Origin of the sequence: Duncaniella sp., from assembly GCF_029056165.1 — a bacterium.
Taxonomy (GTDB): Bacteria; Bacteroidota; Bacteroidia; order Bacteroidales; family Muribaculaceae; genus Duncaniella.
In genome coordinates this window covers 1-20,465 of record NZ_JAIDBW010000062.1, presented here as the reverse complement: position 1 = coordinate 20,465, position 20,465 = coordinate 1, and the positions used below count along the sequence as shown (strand labels likewise).

The 20,465-nt window shown below is 51.9% G+C and carries 13 protein-coding genes and 1 pseudogene; 13 read left to right on the top strand and 1 reads right to left on the bottom strand.

The window, feature by feature from the left end; translation table 11 throughout:
* The first annotated feature begins 73 nt into the window (after window positions 1-73).
* The 13 genes and pseudogenes from rsmH to K2G41_RS12190 all read left to right on the top strand — a co-directional run bounded on the left by rsmH (window position 74) and on the right by K2G41_RS12190 (window position 17,897).
* The gene (rsmH, locus tag K2G41_RS12250; protein ID WP_300118740.1) at window positions 74-994 is read left to right on the top strand and encodes a 16S rRNA (cytosine(1402)-N(4))-methyltransferase RsmH; all 921 of its coding nucleotides are present in this window, start codon (window positions 74-76) and stop codon (window positions 992-994) included.
* Between the two features lie 47 nt (window positions 995-1,041).
* Entirely contained in the window at window positions 1,042-1,383 is a 342-nt protein-coding gene (locus K2G41_RS12245) for an FtsL-like putative cell division protein (protein ID WP_300118695.1), read from the top strand.
* The gene (locus K2G41_RS12240; protein WP_300118692.1) at window positions 1,383-3,467 is read left to right on the top strand and encodes a penicillin-binding protein; all 2,085 of its coding nucleotides are present in this window, start codon (window positions 1,383-1,385) and stop codon (window positions 3,465-3,467) included. Before K2G41_RS12245 ends, K2G41_RS12240 begins: the two co-directional genes overlap by 1 nt.
* Before the next feature lie 55 nt (window positions 3,468-3,522).
* Window positions 3,523-4,989, top strand: coding sequence for a UDP-N-acetylmuramoyl-L-alanyl-D-glutamate--2,6-diaminopimelate ligase (locus K2G41_RS12235; protein ID WP_300118688.1), 1,467 nt, complete (start codon window positions 3,523-3,525; stop codon window positions 4,987-4,989).
* A 115-nt stretch (window positions 4,990-5,104) separates the two neighbouring features.
* Window positions 5,105-6,370 (top strand): phospho-N-acetylmuramoyl-pentapeptide-transferase, encoded by a 1,266-nt coding sequence (mraY, locus tag K2G41_RS12230; RefSeq protein ID WP_300118686.1) that lies wholly within the window; start codon window positions 5,105-5,107, stop codon window positions 6,368-6,370.
* Between the two features lie 60 nt (window positions 6,371-6,430).
* A complete protein-coding gene (murD, locus tag K2G41_RS12225; RefSeq protein ID WP_300118684.1) occupies window positions 6,431-7,777 on the top strand; it encodes a UDP-N-acetylmuramoyl-L-alanine--D-glutamate ligase in 1,347 nt (448 codons plus the stop codon).
* A gap of 85 nt (window positions 7,778-7,862) precedes the next feature.
* Window positions 7,863-9,197 (top strand): FtsW/RodA/SpoVE family cell cycle protein, encoded by a 1,335-nt coding sequence (locus K2G41_RS12220; protein ID WP_300118682.1) that lies wholly within the window; start codon window positions 7,863-7,865, stop codon window positions 9,195-9,197.
* Between the two features lie 72 nt (window positions 9,198-9,269).
* Window positions 9,270-10,415 carry an undecaprenyldiphospho-muramoylpentapeptide beta-N-acetylglucosaminyltransferase gene (gene murG / locus K2G41_RS12215; protein WP_300118679.1) on the top strand — a complete coding sequence of 382 codons (1,146 nt, stop codon included), beginning with the start codon at window positions 9,270-9,272 and terminating at the stop codon, window positions 10,413-10,415.
* An 8-nt stretch (window positions 10,416-10,423) separates the two neighbouring features.
* Window positions 10,424-11,809, top strand: a complete 1,386-nt coding sequence (murC, locus tag K2G41_RS12210; protein WP_300118738.1) for a UDP-N-acetylmuramate--L-alanine ligase — start codon at window positions 10,424-10,426, stop codon at window positions 11,807-11,809.
* Between the two features lie 63 nt (window positions 11,810-11,872).
* Window positions 11,873-12,856, top strand: a complete 984-nt coding sequence (locus K2G41_RS12205; protein ID WP_300118676.1) for a hypothetical protein — start codon at window positions 11,873-11,875, stop codon at window positions 12,854-12,856.
* 15 nt (window positions 12,857-12,871) lie between these two features.
* Window positions 12,872-14,629, top strand: a complete 1,758-nt coding sequence (locus K2G41_RS12200; protein WP_300118673.1) for a cell division FtsA domain-containing protein — start codon at window positions 12,872-12,874, stop codon at window positions 14,627-14,629.
* Between the two features lie 93 nt (window positions 14,630-14,722).
* Window positions 14,723-15,730, top strand: a pseudogene (gene ftsZ / locus K2G41_RS12195) (cell division protein FtsZ); the annotation flags it as partial.
* A gap of 727 nt (window positions 15,731-16,457) precedes the next feature.
* Window positions 16,458-17,897 carry a right-handed parallel beta-helix repeat-containing protein gene (locus K2G41_RS12190; RefSeq protein WP_300118670.1) on the top strand — a complete coding sequence of 480 codons (1,440 nt, stop codon included), beginning with the start codon at window positions 16,458-16,460 and terminating at the stop codon, window positions 17,895-17,897.
* A gap of 152 nt (window positions 17,898-18,049) precedes the next feature.
* Here K2G41_RS12190 and K2G41_RS12185 read toward each other — a convergent pair.
* Window positions 18,050-20,465: S41 family peptidase (locus K2G41_RS12185; protein WP_300118667.1), on the bottom strand; the 2,416-nt coding region annotated here is incomplete at its 5' end.

Below are 20,465 nucleotides of genomic sequence, written 5' to 3'. Positions count from 1 at the left end.
GCGTTTTTATGCTGTTTAGTTTTGCAAATTTTTGTAATTTTACACCCTCTAAATGCAGTATAGCAACCTGTCTATTGATATGCCAGAAGAAGTTTACCATATTCCCGCCTTGTTGCCTGAGACAATCGAGGCACTTGATGTGCGTCCCGGCGGTATTTATGTCGATGCCACTTTTGGCGGAGGCGGTCATTCGCGTGCCATAATGGAGCGGCTTGACCTTTCGGCCGGCGGCCATCTCTATTCTTTCGATCAGGATGAGGACGCCGTTAAGCGCGCCCCTGCCGACGATAGGTTCACCATGGTCTATTCCAACTTCCGTTTCATCACCAACTTCATGCGCTACTATGATGTCGATGGGGTGGATGGTGTACTGGCCGATCTCGGTGTGTCGTTCCACCATTTCGATGATACCGAGCGCGGCTTCTCTTTCCGTTTCGACGGCCCGCTGGACATGCGCATGAACCGTCAGTCGTCCCGCTCGGCTGCCGACCTGCTCAACACTCTTCCTGAAGAGAAGATCGCCGATATACTCTACATCTACGGCGAACTGAAGCAGAGCCGCGCTGTGGCCCGTTCGATCGTCAAGGCGCGGAGCGCAGCACCGTTCTCGACCATCGGGCAGCTTATAGAGGCAGTGAAACCTCACATTGATATGCGCAAGGAAAAGAAGGAACTTGCCCAGATTTTCCAAGCTCTCCGTATCGAGGTCAACGATGAGATGGGTGCTTTGAAGGACCTGCTGCAAGGTGCACTTCAGGTGCTGAAACCGGGCGGACGTCTCGCCGTCATAACTTACCACAGTCTGGAGGATCGTCTGGTGAAGAACTTCATGAAGACGGGCGATTTCGCCGGTAAGGCTGAAAAAGACTTCTTCGGTAAGATCGCGGCTCCCATGAAGCCTCTCGGAAACAAGCCGGTTGTGCCCGGTCCGGAAGAGATTGACCGCAACCCCCGCTCGCGCAGTGCAAAGCTCCGCGTCGCGGTGAAACTTTAAAGATGAAAACTCCCTCCCAATCATTAACTCTCAACTCAATTTGACAATTGGCAACACGAAACGCTAAAGCTTCCCGACATCTGTCCATCATCCCCCGCCTCTTCAGGGGTCAGGTGCTGTCGAGCGATTTTTTCGCCCGTCACTGGCTTCCTGTCGTGCTCGTAGTGGTGGTGGCGATGGTCTATATCACCACAAAATACACCTGTCAGACAAACATGGAGAAGATTGCTGAGCTTGAGCGCAAGCTTGAGATCGTCAACAATGAAAAGTCGCGCGAGCGCAGTGCCTTCATGGGCCGTATCCGCGAAACCTCCATGCAGCAGATGGTCGATTCGCTCCATCTCAATCTTAAAGTACAGTCACAGCCACCCTATAAGATCCCTAAATAGTGAAACAGGATAACCGCAGTCATATTCTCATACGTTACGGTATCGTCATTATCTTGATCCTGCTCCTTTCGGGAAAGATAGTGGTGAAGCTCTGCAACACGACTGTAGTTGATGCCGATAACTGGAACAGAAAGGCAAACGAGCTTCTGTCGCAGACCAAGGAGATCATACCAAGCCGTGGCAACATCCTTGCCTCGGATGGTAGTGTGCTTGCGACCAACCTGAATTTCTATACGGCACGTATTGATTACCGTGCGGAGAAATTCAACGAAAAACTCTTCCGCGATACCATCGATCACCTCGCCGCCCGTATGGCCGAGTATTTCCCCGTGCGCAATGCCGAGGAATGGAAGAAGCATCTGCTCAAACCTCTCGACAAGGTCCGTGCCAAACGTCCGCGCGCCTATAAGCTCCTTTCGGGTCTCTCACATGCCGACATGGAGACAATGCGCACATTTCCTTTCTTCAGCATACGCAACCGCAACCGTAACGGACTGACTTTTGAAAAGTATATGCGCCGTTTCAATCCCTACGGCGATATGGCACGCCGAAGCATCGGCGGCGTAGGCGAGACGACCGAGAGCAAGGAGATCCACGGAATTTCAGGTCTCGAAAAAGCCCTCGACTCGCTGCTCTACGGAAAAGTGGGCTACAGCAAGATGATCAATCTTACGAAAAAGATCACCGACTGGACCGACATTCCTGCCGTCCCCGGCAGCGATATCGTCACTACGATCGACATCAATATGCAGGACATAGTGGAGAGTGAGCTCAACAATGTCCTCGACACCTGTGGCGCGGACTGGGGTGTGGCAGTCCTCATGGACGTGAAGAACGGTGATATCAAGGCCATCTCGAATCTCGAACGTAACCCGCGTGGTGCAGGCTATATCGAGGCGCGTAACCGCGCCGTGATGGGCTATGAACCCGGTTCGGTTGTCAAGACCCTTTCGATGATGATAGCCGTCGAGGATGGTCTCGTACCGGATCTTGACGAATCACTCCCGACGGGCAACGGGTGGGCATACGCGGGAGGACGTCCGATCACTGACTCGCATTACACAGGCTCTATCCGTGTCGGCGAGGTGCTCGAACAGTCATCCAACATAGGCATGGCACGTATAATCACCCGCAAATACAATGATAATCCCGGTGCGTTCTATTCACGCGTCAAGGATCTGGGCTTTCTTGAACCGATGAACACTGGTATCGCGGGTGAGGTCCCTCCGCGTTTCGACAGCATCGCCAGTGACCGTGGAGGCCGTATAGCCCTCTCACGAATGAGCTACGGATATGCAACCGAGATCCCGCCGCTCTACACGCTTGCCATCTACAATGCCATCGCCAACGACGGCGTTTTCGTGCGTCCGCGTCTCGTCAAGGAGGTCAAGGGGGCTGTCGATTCGATCCTCCCGGTCGGATATATGGGCAACGGACGCGCCTGCTCACCGCAGACTGCAGAGACACTGCGCAAGATGCTTACCAATGTCGTCTGGGGAGAACATGGTACGGCCCGCTTCCTGCGCAACAACACCGTAAGGATTGCCGGAAAGACCGGAACATGCTACATGATCGAGAACGGTGCCTACAATCAGTCCAAGAAGCGTCTTGCTTTCTGTGGATTCTTCCCTGCGGAGAATCCTAAGTACTCATGCGTGGTGCTCACCTGTCATCCGACAAAGAACTTCTTCGGCGCGGCCACCACTTCTGGTCAGGTGTTGCGAAATATAGCACTGAAACTCTATTCGCGCGGTATGCTCGACAATAGTTCGGATTATAAGAGCCTGACTCCCTCGGACGCTGCACCGACATTCTATGCATCGGCTTTCGGACGCAAGGCGTATGATAAGGTCAAGACGGAATTTTCCATCCCTTCCCATCGCTCGCTTAAAGCTCCCGGAACTGTTCCCAAGGGCACACTCCCGGATGTCAGGGGCTACAGTCTGCGTGAGGCCGTCGTCGCACTTGAGTCGGCAGGCTACAATGTCGATTACAAGGGGACGGGTTATGTCCGTTCGATGTCACCTTCGGCCGGTACACGTCCCCCAAAAGGTTCACAGGTGAAACTTGTGCTCGCCAACTGAGCCGTTACGGAATATAATTATTAAAACTGTCACATCTCTAACTCTATATTTTAAGGTGAAAAATCTCAAAGAGCTTCTCTCCCCGCTGGACATCACGAAAATTATCGGAAGTGATGATAAAGAAATTACATCGCTGACCTCCGATTCGCGCAAAGTCGCGCCCGGTACGCTGTTTGTCGCAGTCCCCGGCGTGAGCGTCGATGGCCATAAGTTCATACCGATGGCCGAGGAAAAGGGCGCGGTCGCTGTGGTATGTCAGGAACTTCCTGAAGTGCTTTCGACACATGTCACCTACATAGTGGTGTCATCATCAGCCTTGGCTCTCGGCTATCTTGCATCGCAGTGGTTCGACAATCCTTCGCGCAGGCTCAAACTCGTAGGAGTGACCGGAACAAACGGCAAGACTACTACCGCCACCTTAATATATGAAATGGCTCGTCTGCTCGGCTATAAGGCCGGTCTGCTCTCGACCGTGTGCAACTATGTCGATGATACCGCCTATCCGACTGACCACACGACCCCTGATCCCTATACCCTCAACGAGATGCTTCATCTGATGGTGGAGGCCGGCTGCGAGTATGCGGCTATGGAGGTCAGCTCCCATGCCGCCGATCAGCAGCGTATAGCCGGTCTGCACTTTGTTGGTAGTATATTCACTAATCTTACCCGTGATCATCTTGACTACCATAAGACCTTCGAAGCCTATCTCGCTGCCAAGAAGAAGTTTTTCGACATACTTCCCCGCGAGGCGTTCGCACTTACGAATGCCGATGACAAGGTTGGTGAAGTGATGCTTCAGAACACACGTGCCCACCGTTACACCTATTCGCTCCGGAGCGAGGCTGATTTCCGAGGTCGCATCATAGAGTCGCGCCTCGACGGCACGCTCCTGTCGCTCAACGGTCAGGAAGTTGAATTACTGTTCACCGGCAAGTTCAATGCCTACAACCTGACTGCCGTCTATGGTGCATGTGTGCTTCTCGGATGGAACAAGGAGGACGTATTGCGCGAGATGTCGCGTCTCGTACCCGTAGCCGGACGTTTTCAGGCCTTCCACTCCCCCAAGGGCTATACAGCGATTGTCGATTACGCCCATACTCCCGATGCCGTGGTCAATGTGCTCAATGCTATCCGCGAGGTCATCGGTAAGGACGGCGAGATCATCACCGTGGTAGGTGCGGGTGGCAACCGCGACAAGGGCAAGCGTCCGATAATGGCACGTGAGGCTGCTGCGCGTAGCGAACGCCTTATCCTGACTTCGGATAATCCACGTTTTGAAGAGCCGGAAGATATCTTGAAGGATATGGAGGAGGGGCTTGATGCCGAGGCTCGCACGCGCACACTTCACATCACTGACCGCCGTCAGGCCATACGGACTGCCGCCACTCTCGCAGGTAAAGGATCGGTCATCCTCATCGCCGGCAAGGGCCACGAGGATTATCAGGAAATCAAGGGTGTCAAACACCACTTCGATGACCGCGAGGTCGTGAGGGAAATCATTGCCTCAGAAACGGCCGGTTGAATATCGGCGGATTCATTTCGGCCATAACACGGCTTCAATACATACGCTGAATCACTGAGAGAACATCACTGAATCCTATCGCTCCTCAGACAAATTATTAAAAACTTTTTTTGAAGTGCTTTACTATCTATTTGATCTCTTACAGGAATACAATTTTCCGGGCTCACGCCTGATGACCTATATCACCTTCCGTTCGGGAGCGGCATTGTTGTTGTCGCTATTCATCGCGCTGGTGTTCGGACGCAAGATCATTGACCGCCTGCAACTGATGCAGGTTGGTGAGATCATCCGTGACCTCGGTCTGGAAGGCCAGATGCAGAAGACCGGCACGCCGACCATGGGAGGTGTCATAATCATCATTTCTATCCTTGTCCCATGTCTGCTTGTCGGTGACCTGAGCAATATCTACATGATCCTCATGCTCATATCCACCATCTGGCTCGGAACTCTCGGTTTCTGCGACGATTATATCAAGGTGGCTAAACATGACAAGGAGGGTATGAAGGGCAAGTTCAAGATCATCGGACAGGTGGGCCTTGGCCTGATGGTCGGTCTGACCATGTATATCAGCCCCGCCATCACCCAGCGTCAGGTCATACCGGTCAAGTATTCGAGCGATAATGTCGAGACTGTCTATCTCAGTCAGAGTCAGGATGTGAAATCTACCCAGACCACCATTCCTTTTGTCAAGGACAATAACTTTGACTATGCCTATCTCACGGAGTGGATGGGTCCATACGCGCAGACCGGCGGCTGGATCGTATTCGTGCTTGTGGTTATCTTTGCCGTAGCCGCCACGAGTAACGGTGCTAACCTTACGGACGGGTTGGACGGATTGTGTGCGGGCACATCGGCCATAATCTGTGTGGCATTGGCCATCATGGCCTATCTCGGAGGCAATGTCATATATTCGACATACCTTAATATAATGTATATACCTCAGTCAGCGGAGCTGGTTGTGTTCATGTCGGCCTTCATCGGTGCGCTCATCGGTTTCCTCTGGTACAATGCCTATCCCGCACAGGTGTTCATGGGCGATACCGGCTCACTCACCATCGGCGGTATCATCGCTGTATTTGCAATCCTAATCCATAAGGAACTCCTGATCCCCATCCTCTGCGCCATCTTCTTTGTTGAGGATCTCTCGGTGATGCTTCAGGTGGCCTATTTCAAATATACTAAGAAGAAATACGGGGCCGGACGCCGCATCTTCAAGATGACGCCTCTCCATCACCACTATCAGAAACCGGGCAATTCAGGCATCGAGGCTCTTATTCAGGCTCCGTTGCGGGCCATTCCTGAGTCGAAGATCGTGACCCGTTTCTGGATCGTCGGAATTTTCCTCGCAGTGATCACTTTCGTGACCCTGAAGATCCGATAAGCAGCAGTGGTCAACTTTATTTTACAGACAAATTTCTCCTAAAAACAGCATAGAACGAAAATGACAAAAAATCTCGTCATACTCGGTGGAGGTGAGAGCGGTGTTGGTGCCGCCATCCTCGGTAAAGAAAAAGGAATGAACGTCTTTCTGAGCGATTACGGAACGATCGCTGAGAAATACCGTCGTCAGCTCGATGAGGAAGGCATCGAGTGGGAGGACGGAAAGCACTCGATGGACCGCATCCTCGCCGCTGATGAAGTGGTGAAGAGTCCCGGTATCGCCCCGACGACACCTGTCATGCAGGCGATCGCCGTAAAGGGTATTCCTGTGATTTCAGAGATTGAATTTGCCGGACGCTACACGGACGCTAAGATGGTTTGTATTACCGGTAGCAACGGTAAGACCACCACTACGCTTCTGACTTATCATATATTGAAGAACGCCGGACTCAACGTAGGTCTTGCCGGAAATGTCGGTCGTAGTCTCGCTCTTCAGGTTGCGCGTGACCATCATGACGTATATGTCATCGAACTTTCAAGTTTCCAGTTGGAAAACATGTATAAGTTCCGTGCGAATATCGCCGTGATCCTTAACATCACTCCCGATCATCTTGACCGCTACGAGTACAAGATGCAGAACTACATAAATGCCAAGTTCCGCATACTCAATAACCTCACTCCGCAGGATGCCTTCATCTACTGGCAGGATGACCCCGTGATCACCCGTCAACTTGAACAGATCCGTACGGAAGCACAGATGTTCCCCTTCGCGGAGCATTACGAGCCCGGTAGCCGTGCTTGGGTCGATGACGAGGCTTCGCTTATAATCGATACACCCGAAACATCGCTCAATATGCCCCGTGCGGAGCTGTCGCTCAACGGTCTCCACAATCTCTACAACTCGATGGCCGCTGCGCTTTCAGCCTGCATACTCGATATCGACAAGAAGGAGATCCGCGAGGCTCTTAGCGATTTTGAAGGTGTCGAACACCGTCTGGAGTATGTAGCCACTGTCAATGACGTGCGTTATATCAATGACTCCAAGGCTACCAATGTCAACTCATGCTGGTATGCTCTCGAATCCATGCCGCGCGACACTATCCTTATCCTTGGCGGTAAGGATAAGGGAAATGATTACACCGAGATCCTTCCTCTTGTCAAGGAAAAGGTCAAGGCCATCGTCTGCATGGGTAAGGACAACGCCAAGCTACTCGATTTCTTCGGTAAGGAAGGTATAGAGCTTCATGATACCCATTCGATTGACGAAGCTGTCAATACCTGTGCTGCTATAGCCCGACCCGGTGACACCGTACTCATTTCACCATGCTGCGCAAGCTTCGACCTGTTCAGCAGCTATGAGGACCGCGGCCGTCAGTTCAAGGACCGTGTAAGAAATCTCAAGGCATGAGCCTTTGATGCCGTTTCCATGGCGTATCCTGTTAAAGCACTGTAATTCACACCACTTCTTTCTCCATCCTAAAATCCTATAAAAAGTGTCTGCCCAAGCTCCCTCCATTCAGACCGACGACGTACAGGCCAACGTCAAACCCAAGGCTGTCGCCAAGGCTGATAAACATATATGGGGCATATTCATTGCCCTCTGCATCATATCTGTCATCGAACTTTACAGCGCATCTTCGCGTGAGGTAGCGAGTTCGTCGATAGGTGTGATGGGGCCCATTATCCGTCACCTTGTCATGCTCGGTGGCGGTGCTTTCCTTGTCTATGTCCTTTCCAAGCGTCATTACTCCGACTTTATTCCTTTCACAATTGTCTTTGCCTGCGTGAGCGTGGTGATGATGGTCTATGTGATGTTTTTCGGAGAGATAGTCAACGGCGCGCGCCGATCGCTGACCATTCTTGGTATAGGCATATATCCGGCCGAGATGGTCAAACTGTCGGCGGTACTGCTTATCGCACTCGTGATGACGTGGAATCCCAATACAAAAAAGGTAGGTGTCACATCCAAAGCGGTCATCTATTCCGGATTTATCGTACTGCTGTTGAGCGGTCTGCTTATCGAGCAGGGACTGACCAACACCCTCCTTCTCTTGGCTATCAGTTACTCCATGATGATCGTAGGAGGTGTGCGTTTCGTGGATCTTCTGCTTCTGACTCTTGCCTATGCTGCCTGTGGAGGTCTCTTTCTCGTATATCTGGTTCTCAGCGAGCCAAAGGATATACCTGCCGATGAGGATCAGCAGATCGAGATGGTGGCCGGTGAGACCGCGAAAAAGAACCCGACCCGTCTCGACACATGGAAAGCACGTCTCGGCCGCCACGGTCAGGATTCTGTCCCCAAGTGGGAGATCCCTGCCGTCGGCAAGAACCGTCAGGAGATACTTTCCTATATGGCTCAGGCCAACGGCGGCATCTACGGTGTAGGTCCCGGTAACTCGCGCGAGGCATCACGCCTGCCGCTCGCGTTCTCCGATTATATATTTGCCATTATAGTCGAAGAACTCGGTCTGATAGGTGGTATAGTCGTGTTGACACTCTACCTGTGGCTGCTTGGCCGTGCTTCCGGTATCGCCTCGCATTGCAACCGTACCTATCCTGCGCTTGTTGTCATAGGTATGGCTATCATGATCGCTTTTCAGGCACTGTTCCACATGGGTATCGTCAGCGGTGTTTTCCCCGTGTCGGGTCAACCTCTGCCATTACTGTCCAAGGGTGGAACATCCATCGTGGTGACGGCGATAGCCTTCGGTATAATGCTGTCGATAAGCCGCACTGCAACCCGTCAGGGTGGCAAGAAGCAGGATATACGTGATGAAATCGATGCTCTCCCCGAACAGTTCGGAGCGGAGAACCAGATGCAACTCTGATACTCACTGCGCCGATGGTTTCAGCACACGACAGGTTTAAAACATAAAAATCTATTTAGAACACCAATTGAAATGACCAATACAAAGCTCCATAACACAGCTCCCGAAGCCGGAACGACTGTCAACCGTGTCCTGATTTCAGGAGGCGGGACGGGAGGCCATATATTCCCGGCTCTTTCGATAGCCAATGCTGTCAAGCGTCGCTATCCTGACGCCGACATACTGTTCGTAGGTGCGCAGGGACGCATGGAAATGGAGCGTGTCCCTGCCGCAGGTTATCCTATAGAGGGTCTGCCGGTGGCCGGTTTCGACCGCAAACGTCTTTGGCGCAATTTCGGGGTGCTGATCAAACTCTGGAAATCGCTCCGTAAGGCTCGCCGGATAGTCCGTGATTTCAAACCGGACATCGCTATAGGTGTCGGCGGTTATGCAAGTGGTCCGGTGCTCAAGCAGGCACAGAAACAGGGGGTCGCCACGCTCCTTCAGGAGCAGAACTCCTACGCAGGCGTGACCAATAAGCTTCTTGCCAAAAAAGCCAAGGCGATCTGCGTAGCTTACGACGGAATGGAACGTTTCTTCCCCGCCGACGTGATCGTCAAGACGGGCAATCCCGTGCGCAGCGACCTTGAGGGATGTCAGCTCACTCAGGCGGAGGCCAAGAAAAAACTCGGTTTCGATCCTGACAGACCTCTGGTACTTACCGTTGGCGGAAGTCTCGGAGCAAGGACTGTAAATGAGGCTGTCGCCGCCTCCCTTCCCATGCTGCATGAAAAGGGAGTCAATCTGATGTGGCAGACCGGACGCTATGGAGAGGCGGAATTTCAGGCGAAAGCCAAGGAGTATGACAACGTAAAGGCTACGACTTTTATTTCGGACATGGCTACCGCCTATCGTGCCGCTGATCTCGTCGTGTCACGTGCGGGTGCGGGAACTATCTCCGAACTTCAGAACCTTGCCAAAGCATGTATCCTCATCCCTTCGCCCAACGTGGCTGAGGATCACCAGCGGCATAACGCCGAGGCCCTTTCAACACGTGGTGGAGCGGTGATGATCCTTGATGCGGATGCCGTCGGCCAGCTCCCTTCAACTCTCGCCGATCTTATGGATCATCCTGAAAAGCGCGAGGCTCTGAGCCGTGAGATCTCCGGAATGGCTCTTAGGAATGCAGACGAGAAAATTGTCGATAAGATAGTGGAAATCATTAAAAACAGATCATAATCATGAAGATGGATCTTTCTGAAATCAAGAATATATATTTCGTCGGTGCTGGCGGAATCGGTATGGCCGCACTCGAACGCTATTTCCTCGCTAAAGGGAAAAATGTGGCGGGCTATGACCGCACATCCACTCCGCTTACGGATGAACTCCGTGCGGAAGGTGTGGATATGACTTTTGATGACAGTGCCGAGAGCATTCCTGCCTCCTTCCGTGATCCGGCGGTCACTCTGGTGGTCTATACGCCTGCAGTTCCGGCAGATCTCCCCATATTGAAATATTTCCGTGAAAACGGTTTCGAGATCATGAAGCGTGCGGCCGTACTCGGTCTGATCACACGCAACTCTCGCTCGCTCTGCTTTGCGGGCACACATGGCAAGACCACCACATCCTCGATGGCTGCCCATATACTCAAATGCGGTACGGTCGGCTGTAATGCTTTCCTCGGTGGTGAGCTCATAAACTACGGGACAAACTTCCTGCTGAGTCCTTCGTCGGATTTCAGTGTGATCGAGGCGGATGAGTTTGACCGCTCGTTCCATCATCTCACGCCCTACGTGGCGGTGATCACAGCTACTGATCCGGATCACCTCGACATTTACGGAAGCGAAGAGGCTTATCTGGAAAGTTTCGCCCACTTTACCGAGCTTATCCGCCCTGACGGTGCTCTCGTGATCCACGAGGGACTCAAACTGCGTCCGCGTACTCAGAAGGGTGTCCGTGTCTATACCTACTCGCTTGACAAGGGGGATTTCCATGCTTCCTACATACGCCGCGAGCCGGGTACGATCACTTTTGACATCGTGACTCCGCGCGGTACTATCCGCAACGTGAATCTCGGTGTCCCCGTAGAGGTCAATATCGAGAATGCCGTTGCCGCTGTCGCTGCCGTCTGCCTGACCAATGCGTGGGAACCGGAACAGATCCGTGAAGCGATCAACAGTTACCGAGGTACAAAACGCCGTTTCGAGACACATCTCAAGGAAAACAACGGCTCAGGACATGTGATCATCGATGACTATGCCCATCATCCTGAGGAAATCCGCAAATCCATCGAATCGGTCAAGGCTCTCTATCCCGGACGCAAACTGACTGTGGCTTTCCAGCCTCATCTCTACTCGCGCACACGTGATTTCGCCCCTGAATTTGCCGACGCACTGTCAGCCGCCGATTCACTCATACTGCTCGACATCTATCCTGCACGCGAAACACCGATCGAGGGTGTCAGCTCCGAGATTATCTTTGATAATGTTAAATGCTCGGATAAAATCTTAATTAGTAAAGAAAAATTGGTGGAGACGCTGAAAAATCGTAACTTTGACATTCTTCTGACTCTTGGGGCAGGAGATATCAACACATTTATTCCTGCCATCATTGATTCACTCGAAAATAACTGATCTACGCTTTTAACATGTACCCGCAGCGGGTGCAGTTTTAACTCTCTCTTTTAAACGTCGTAAATGCCCAGATATCTAAAAGTCATATTCTCGCTGATGCTTGCCGTCTATCTCGTGGTCGCCCTTACGATGACCGCTATGGAGGCCGATACACAGCAGTGCCGTGCGTTCGAGATTACGGTCGAGGACGTCGATGGCACTGCCGGTGCGCGCAGTTTCGTGACATCGGCTGAACTTGCCCGTGAGCTGGACTCTCTTCCTGCCAAAGCTACCGGCATGGCACTTGCGAATATCAATACCCAGTCAATCCGTAAGCATCTCCTGTCGCTCGACAAGATAGAAGATGCCGAAGTGCTCCGTCTCACCGACGGGACAGTGCGCATAAAGGCTACTCCGATCATTCCGGTGGCCCGCGTCTTTGAACCGGGACGTTCTTACTACATCAACCGTGCCGGAAAGCAGGTTAGTGCCGATGCACGCTATCACAAGGATGTTCCCATTATAGAGGGCAGCTTCAATTATCCGGACAGTACGTTCACTCCGGCCTCGCTCCTCCCACTTCTCGGCTACATCGCCTCTGACTCGGTGTGGAATTCCTTCATCTCGATGATAAAGGTCAAATCGCCGACGGATATAATCCTTGTTCCCGTGATCCGTGAGCATGTCATCAACATCGGATCTCCGAGTAATTTCGATGACAAGTTCGCGCGTCTGCGAAAGTTCTACACCGAAGTCCTTCCGCAGCAGGGCTGGGAGAAGTATGACACACTTTCCCTCAAATGGCGCGGACAGCTCGTCGCATCCAAGCGTAGGCGCGGTCCCCAAAAAGTCAATGTCGTCAACTATGACGATGATGAGGCTGTTGATATGGGTACGATGCTTGCCGGAGAAGGTGTGGCCCCCGGTCAGACTATGCCCGGAGTGAAGGCCCATTCGGAGAAACCGATTCCGGCGCGTGTGCGTCCTGTATCATCATCGGATGGAAATAGTCCTAAACCGTCACCGACAGCGGTGGCGCAGAAAAAGCAAACGCAAAAATCAGAATAAAACAATAATCCCCCCATGGAAGAAAAATATATAGTGGCTCTTGAGATAGGGAGCTCGAAAATCAAAGGTGCCATCGGCATAGTCGATCCTTCCGGTTCGCTCAGTGTGAAGGCTGTAGAGGAAGAGAAGCTGACCGACAGTGTCCGTTACGGCTGTATCCTCAACATACGTGAGACCACTGATGCCATACGCAATGTGATCAACCGTCTTGAGCAGCGCGAGCCGCAGCGCAAGATTACAAGTGTATATGTGTCGGTGGGCGGACGCTCGCTCATGTCGCAGGACATTGAGGTGGAGCGTCATCTTCCTTCGGAAATGGAAATAACCAATGAGATTATCGCCGACATGACCAAGGAGGCTCTGGAATACAAGTTTCAGGAGCGTACCATCATCGGAGTGTCGCCGAAAGAATTCCGTGTCGATAATTTCCCTGCAAACCGCGTGGTCGGTATGTTCGGTTCGTACATTACCGCACGTCTTAATCTTATCAGCTGCCGCAGTCGCCTCATGACCAATCTGAAGGTGGTGCTTGACGAGCGTATGCATCTTGCCATCAATGACTTCTTCGTCCGTCCTCTCATTGAGGCCGATCTTGTGCTTTTCCCGGAGGAAAAACGCAAGGGCTGTATGCTTGTGGATTGCGGCGCGGACACAACGACTGTCGCCATTTTCAAGAATGGTGTGCTGACCTATCTCTCGACCATTCCTATGGGCTCACGCCATATCACTCTCGACATCACCGCGCTCAATTATCTTGAGGAGCGTGCGGAGGATCTGAAGATCGAGGGTGGAAATGCGGTCTCACAGTCTGATCCCGCCTCTGCCTACAGAGGTGTGGGTGTGGATTTCAACCAGATCAACAACTATGTGTCGGCCCGTGCGGGAGAGATTATCGCCAATATCAACGAGCAGATCAAGTATGCCGGTCTTGATTCCGGCAAGCTCGGAAGCATCATACTCGTCGGCCGTGGTTCAAAACTCAGAGGATTCGACACGCGTCTTGAGAAAGTGACCAATCTTCCCGTCCGTTTTGGTGCTCCGGTAAGCCGCATCCGGATTCTTGACGGCCGTCTTAACGGAGCGGACAATGTGGATGTGATCTCCGTGCTTTCAGCAGCCGCTTCTGACAGATCTGTGCGCGAATGTATGGAGCGGAAGATGCCTGAACATAACTATTCGGCTCATGTGCAGGGTGGCTCTTCGCAGTACGCTGCACAGAACTCCGGTTATGCAGCGCAGCAGAATCCCTATCAGCAGCAACCGGCGACACAGCAGAATCCCTATCAGCAGCCTGCAGCACAACAGAATCCCTATCAGCAGCAGCCTGCAACACAGCAGAGTCCCTATCAGCAGCAACCGGCAACGCAGCAGAATCCCTATCAGCAGCAACCGGCAGCGCAGCAGAATCCCTATCAGCAGCAACCGGCAGCGCAGCAGAATCCCTATCAGCAGCAACCGGCAGCGCAGCAGAATCCCTATCAGCCTCAACAACCGGAGCAGCCTCAGCAACATGCGGCCTATCAGCCGGGTGGCTATCCCTATCAGGCCGGTCAGCAGCCTTATCAGGCCCCGCAGCCGAACAATAATCCTTACGGACAGCAGGCCCGCAACATTACACCGATCAACGAGACTCAGCCGGAACAGCCTGTAGCTTCGCAGACACCTTCAGCTAAGAGAGGCGGTCTGGGTAATTTTTGGAATAAGCTTCGTGACAGAGCCGTGTCAATCATGACCGAACCTGTTGAAGATGATGATCCCGACAACGACAATTAATCATACTTCATATTCAGAAAATAACATTTGCTTTTATCAATTGCATTCAGTTTAGAATAATTCATTTTCTCAACCCTCAGCAGAAATTTAACAATGGACGAAGAAAACAAGAATCAATATAGTCAGGATCTTTCAGATACCTCGGCATTCAAGGGCAATGTCACCGCGCCCGATCTTGCATGCAACATCATGGCGATCGGTGTCGGTGGCGGCGGTAATAATGCCGTCAACCACATGTATGCACAGGGAATCAAGAGCGTATCCTTTGTGAATATCAATACTGACCGTCAGGCCCTCTGCCACTCAAAGGTCCCCCATACGCTTGAGATCGGTGACGGTCTCGGAGCAGGAAATAAGCCGGAGAAAGCACGTGACTTCGCCGAGGAGAGTGCCGAGGAGATCGCAGCACTCTTTGACGATCAGACTAAAATGGTGTTCATCACTGCCGGTATGGGTGGCGGTACGGGTACAGGAGCTGCCCCCGTCGTGGCACGTATCGCCAAGGAACGCGGTCTGCTCACAATCGGTATCGTGACCATCCCCTTCCTTTTCGAGGGTCAGAAAAAGATCAAGAAAGCGATCGCGGGAGCTGACGAGATGGCTAAAAACGTGGATGCCCTTCTCGTCATCAACAACGAGCGGCTCGGTGAGATCTACGGTGATTTCAATTTCATCAACGCCTTCGGTAAGGCGGACGATACGCTCTCGATCGCCGCACGTTCGATCTCCGAGCTCATCACCTGCAACGGTCTTATCAACCTTGACTTCAATGACGTCGATACAACACTGCGCGGAGGTGGCGCAGCCATCATCTCTACCGGTTTCGGTGAAGGTGAAAACCGTGTGACCAAGGCTATTCAGGATGCGCTTAACTCACCGCTCCTCAAGAACCGTGACATCCTCGGTGCTAAGAAACTTCTATTCAACCTCTACATCAATCCCAATGCTGAATTCCTCATGAGCGAGACCAATGAGATCACTGATTTCATCAGCTCGATGACCACTGAGGTGGATATCATCTGGGGTGTAGGTTTCGATGAGACTCTCGGTGACGGAGTGAAGATGACCATACTTGCAGCAGGTTTCGACATCACTCTTCAGGAGGAAGAAGATGAGCTCGTGGCTGAAGGTGGAGGAATGAAGGGCGGATTCCGTTTCCCCGGTGCGAAGATCGGCGGAGCTGCGGCCGCACCTGCTTCTAACCAGAATCCTGCCGCAGCAGTTGCGCAGCCCACTGTCCAGAATCCTGTGGAGGCTGCTCCTGTTGCCAAACCCAAGTCCAAAGAGGTGTTCACCGATACTCGGATCGAGGAGGAATACGGCACAAAGGCCAAAGTTCTCACTGAGGCCAAGGACCGTTCATCGATCATCATTCTCGGAATAGATCAGCTTGATGACGATGCTATCTGTGACATACTTGAGAAGTATCCCACGTATAAGCGCGACCGTAAGATCGTAGAGAGTGTCCGGTCAGGTTTTGTCGGCTATCCGTCACAGCATACCGTTTCAAACAATGGAGGAGGCGGTCACAACGGAGGTATGACGATTACGCTGTAAGGACATATACACAGATATAGGATATAACCAAGAATCCGCTGTAGGAACGCACGATTTATACGTGTATCCTGCAGCGGATTTTTTCATGTTGACACTTACGCGACCAACGGTGTAATGATAACTCAATCTGCTGATCTGCCGGCATAAAGATGAGAATCAAAACTATCCCTCGCTTTCATTGATAAGATATGCGATTGTGTGAAAGTTGAATAATAATTGCGATTTTGATGATTATTTATTACTTTTGCGGCGCAAATCAAAATAGTTTTATATGAAATTACTACTACCCATTCTCGCATTAGGCGTTGCAATGACTGGCTACGCCAAAAATGATGTCTTTACTACACCAAACACAGGCACAATTTACACTTTCGCTGATCTTGCCAAGATTGAAGGAACAGGTGTGACACAAATTGACGAAAACACCTTCTCTGTTGTCAATGACCTCGACGTACTGGCAAACGACGGCATTACTCTGACCGACGGTATGACCCTTGAGCTGGGCAAGGATGTGCTTATCAGGCTTTACGGGTCGAAGAGCTCACTCACTCCCGATTCTGCTACAGTAAAGGCAATCGAAGGTCAGGCTCCCAAGGGAATCCACTTTACAGAGATCGACAAACCCGTGGTCATCAAGCATGTGCGCTTTGAGCAAGCAGGTATGAAGATCGGCGACGGTTATGGTGTCACGGTTGAAAACTGTACATTCTACGAGCATAATGAAAAAAGCGGACATGCGGCTATTGATTTCGTGGCCCACAGTATAAACAATGTTGTCCGTAACTGTTACTTCCTCCGCACTGTTACTGCCGCTATTTCCTCAGGTTCGAATGTGGCCGCCGGTGTCACCATCGAAGACAACGTGATGGAAGACTGTTCGACGCGTAACGGTAACTATCCGGTCATCAACCAGACACCTGCGGCTGACAACGGTCCGGTGATAATCCGTCGTAACAAGATCCTCGGTGGTAAGCGTACACGTCCGGGTGCTATCTCAATGTCCAATATGCTCTCGATGATCGGTGACCACAAGATCTTCATCGAGGACAATTACATGGATAATAGCCGCTACGGTATCAATATTCTGGGTAACTACATGGATATCCGCGTGAAAGGTAATCAGGTTATCGACTGTCACTATGAAACAAACGCTATGAACGGCGGATCGGGTATCACAGTCAACTCTACTTCTGATGAACATCCGACACGTGTCTATATCGAGGGTAACCGTTTCGAAGGTTGTCTCTGGGGTGCCACTATAATTGGTAAAGCACTCGTGAACATGGGTCATGTCACCGATGTTACCGGCGATGACTACAACCCCGGAGGTAACGTGTTCAAAAATAACGGAAACTGCGGCACGGCACCAGCCGGTGCGGAAACTGCATTCGACCCTTCGATTCCTTATGACCTGTACAACAACACTGCCATGACGCTCTATGCTCAGGGTAACACATGGGGCTGTGAGCAGCAGACTGCGGCAGAGATTGAGAAGTATATTTTCCATTCGGCCGATGATCCCACCAAAGGTGAGGTTATATTCCTTCCCGTAGCCGGTGATACTTCAGCTATTGAAAGTATTGAAGGCAATGCCGATGCAGTTCCCGTGATGTACGTGCAGCCTTCGGGAATCGTGTCAGCAACTCCGGTAAAGGGTATCAATATTGTGAAAATGTCTGACGGAACTGTCCGTAAGGTTATCGTAAGATAATCACACAGCATCCTGACCGATAAAAAAACTCCATCGGGATTACTCTTCACAGAGAACCGATGGGAGTTGTGATAATAAAATACACCGCCAAGTCATGAGCACTTGACGGTGTATTTTTGGTTTCGGCACAATTTTAACAGACTGTGTCGGGATTATTTCTTCTTCTGACTGTCGATGTCGTTGAGAAGGGTAGTTACAGCTGTCGAGATCTGATCATCGATACCGTAGATGATCTTTGCCGGATCATTGGCCACCTTGACGTCGGGTTCGAGCTGGGTATTTTCAAGATAGTTGCCTTCAGCAGTCTTGAATCCTACGACGGGAATACCGAATGTGAGCGAGGGATCTTGCATGTTGACCCAGTTTACCGAACTCATAGTACCGGGGACTGGCATACCGACGATCTTGCCGAGACCCACCTTGCGATAGACCCAAGGAGTGCCGTGGGCATTCGAGTAGTTGGCCTCGCCTGTAAGCATAATGGTAGGCTTGAGCCAGCGGCGAGAGGGCATTTCGCCTGACACCTCACCCTTGATCTCCTGAGTGAGATACTTCTTGCCGCTGAAGAGCACTTCGATGTCCTCATGCAGACGGCCACCACCGTTGTAACGGGTATCGATTACGATACCGTCACGCTCGTTGTACTTACCGAGAAGATCCGCATAGATAGTGCGGTAGCTCTCATCGTTCATGGCGCGCAGATGCACGTAGCCGAGACGGCCGCCTGAGAGTGAATCCACGAGATGAGCGTTTCGCTTCACCCAACGGTTATAGAGCATGTCATTGATGTTTGTCACCGGGATCACCACTTCCTCTGTCTTCTCTCCGGAGGGGAGGGTGAAGCTCACGAGGGTCTTCTTGCGTGCGATTCCGTTGAACAGCGGAGTGTAGTCACTTTCGGCATCGATTTTATTTCCGTTGATTGCAGTGATTATCGCACCGGGCTTCATAGAGCTGTCGGCATGACCGAAGGGGCCTCCTTCGATGATTTCAGCTACTTTAAGACCCGGTCCGGCGTAGGTCATGTCATAGAGCAGGCCGAGCGATGCAGTGGGTTCTTTGGCGGGATCGCCGTGGTAACGGGTACCTGTATGCGATACGTTGAGTTCGCCGAGCAGCTCACTTGTCATTTCAGCAAATTCGGCATTGTGGTTGATGTGGGGGAGGAATTTGCGGTAAGCCTCACCCATTTTCTTCCAATCCACGCCGTGCATCTTGGGATCGAAGAAACGTTTGTCCTCTTCTTTAAGGATAAAGTCGTATAGATACTCACGTTCGGCCACGGGATCGATCTTTTGAGAACCGCTCACGCTGATACGGTCAATCTTTCCTCCTGGCAGACTCATCTTGCGCAGAGATGACGATCCGAGGAGGAAGAGGTTCTTACCGTCGGCATCGGGGGTCATGGTGAGAGCCGTCGCGTCGAGCTTGTTTGCAAGGCTTACATCACCCTTGCGCAGGTTCATTTTCCAGAGGTCATAACCGCTGTCGAACGATGAGAGGAACCAAAGAGTCTCACCCTTGTCATCGATGTACAGATCTGCCAGATCAGATGAGAAGGGGGTCAGACGGACAATTCGGTCGCTGATACCGTCCAGCTCGATGTTGATGTCCTTGGACTCCTTATCCTTTTTGCCGTCGGAATCCTTTTTCGCATCCTTCTTCGTATCCTTTTTGTCAGAGTCCTTTCCGGCTTCCTTCTTCTTCCGTGCCGCTTTCAGCTCGTCCTGAAGCGCGAGATCCTCAGGCGAGAGGCGGAAGCGGTCATAGGCGGCCTGATTCGTGAACACAAGCAGAGCATCATACTGCGAACCCCACGAAGCCTGACTGCGCATACCGTAGCGGTCACTGATAAAGAGAATAGCGTCACCGCCCATCACCCAGCGGGGACCGTAGTTGGAGTAAGATGAGTTGGTGATATTGGTGATGTCGCCTGTCGATGCATTGATGATGGCAATGTCATAGTAGGGGCTGCGGCGGTGCATATCCACCTCGGCTGCGAGCCATTTGCTATCGGGCGACCATGAGAAGTTCAGTCCGCCGTTGCGCGAGTTGTGGATATTGCCTTTCGTAAGGCGTGTCACCTTATGCGAATCGAGATCCATGACGGCAATGTCACGTCGGTCGATCACGAATGCCATCTTTTTGCCGTCGGGCGAGATGAGGGGCTCCGCGCGATCGACCTTGTCACCGGTCTTGAATACCGGTTCTTCATCAATGATGGTCGCATTGGGGAAGTTGAGGTCATCTTCGCGGCCGATGGTGGCACGGTAGATGTTGTAGTGTCCGTCGCGGTCCGATGAGTAGTAAAGCGTGCGGTTGTCCTTACCCCAGCATACAGAACTCTCGGCGGCCGGAGTAGAGGTGATCTGCTTTGTGGTGGGATATTCCACGGAAGTCACGAATACATCACCGTGGCGGACGAATGCAACCTGTTTGCCGTCTGGCGAGGGTACGGCTCCGCGTGTACCTGTAGTGAACTTGGTCGTGTAAGGAGTCTCGGATTCATCGGCGGTGAGAGAAATGTTGACTTTCGCCGGTTTTGCTCCGGGGCGCATGGTGTAGATC

Excerpts from the sequence above, each read along its gene's own strand:
- K2G41_RS12200 (WP_300118673.1), top strand. The coding sequence starts at position 12,872 with ATGGAAGAAAAATATATAGTGGCTCTTGAGATAGGGAGCTCGAAAATC.
- murC (WP_300118738.1), top strand. The coding sequence starts at position 10,424 with ATGGATCTTTCTGAAATCAAGAATATATATTTCGTCGGTGCTGGCGGA.
- murG (WP_300118679.1), top strand. The coding sequence starts at position 9,270 with ATGACCAATACAAAGCTCCATAACACAGCTCCCGAAGCCGGAACGACT.
- K2G41_RS12205 (WP_300118676.1), top strand. The coding sequence starts at position 11,873 with ATGCCCAGATATCTAAAAGTCATATTCTCGCTGATGCTTGCCGTCTAT.
- murD (WP_300118684.1), top strand. The coding sequence starts at position 6,431 with ATGACAAAAAATCTCGTCATACTCGGTGGAGGTGAGAGCGGTGTTGGT.
- K2G41_RS12190 (WP_300118670.1), top strand. The coding sequence starts at position 16,458 with ATGAAATTACTACTACCCATTCTCGCATTAGGCGTTGCAATGACTGGC.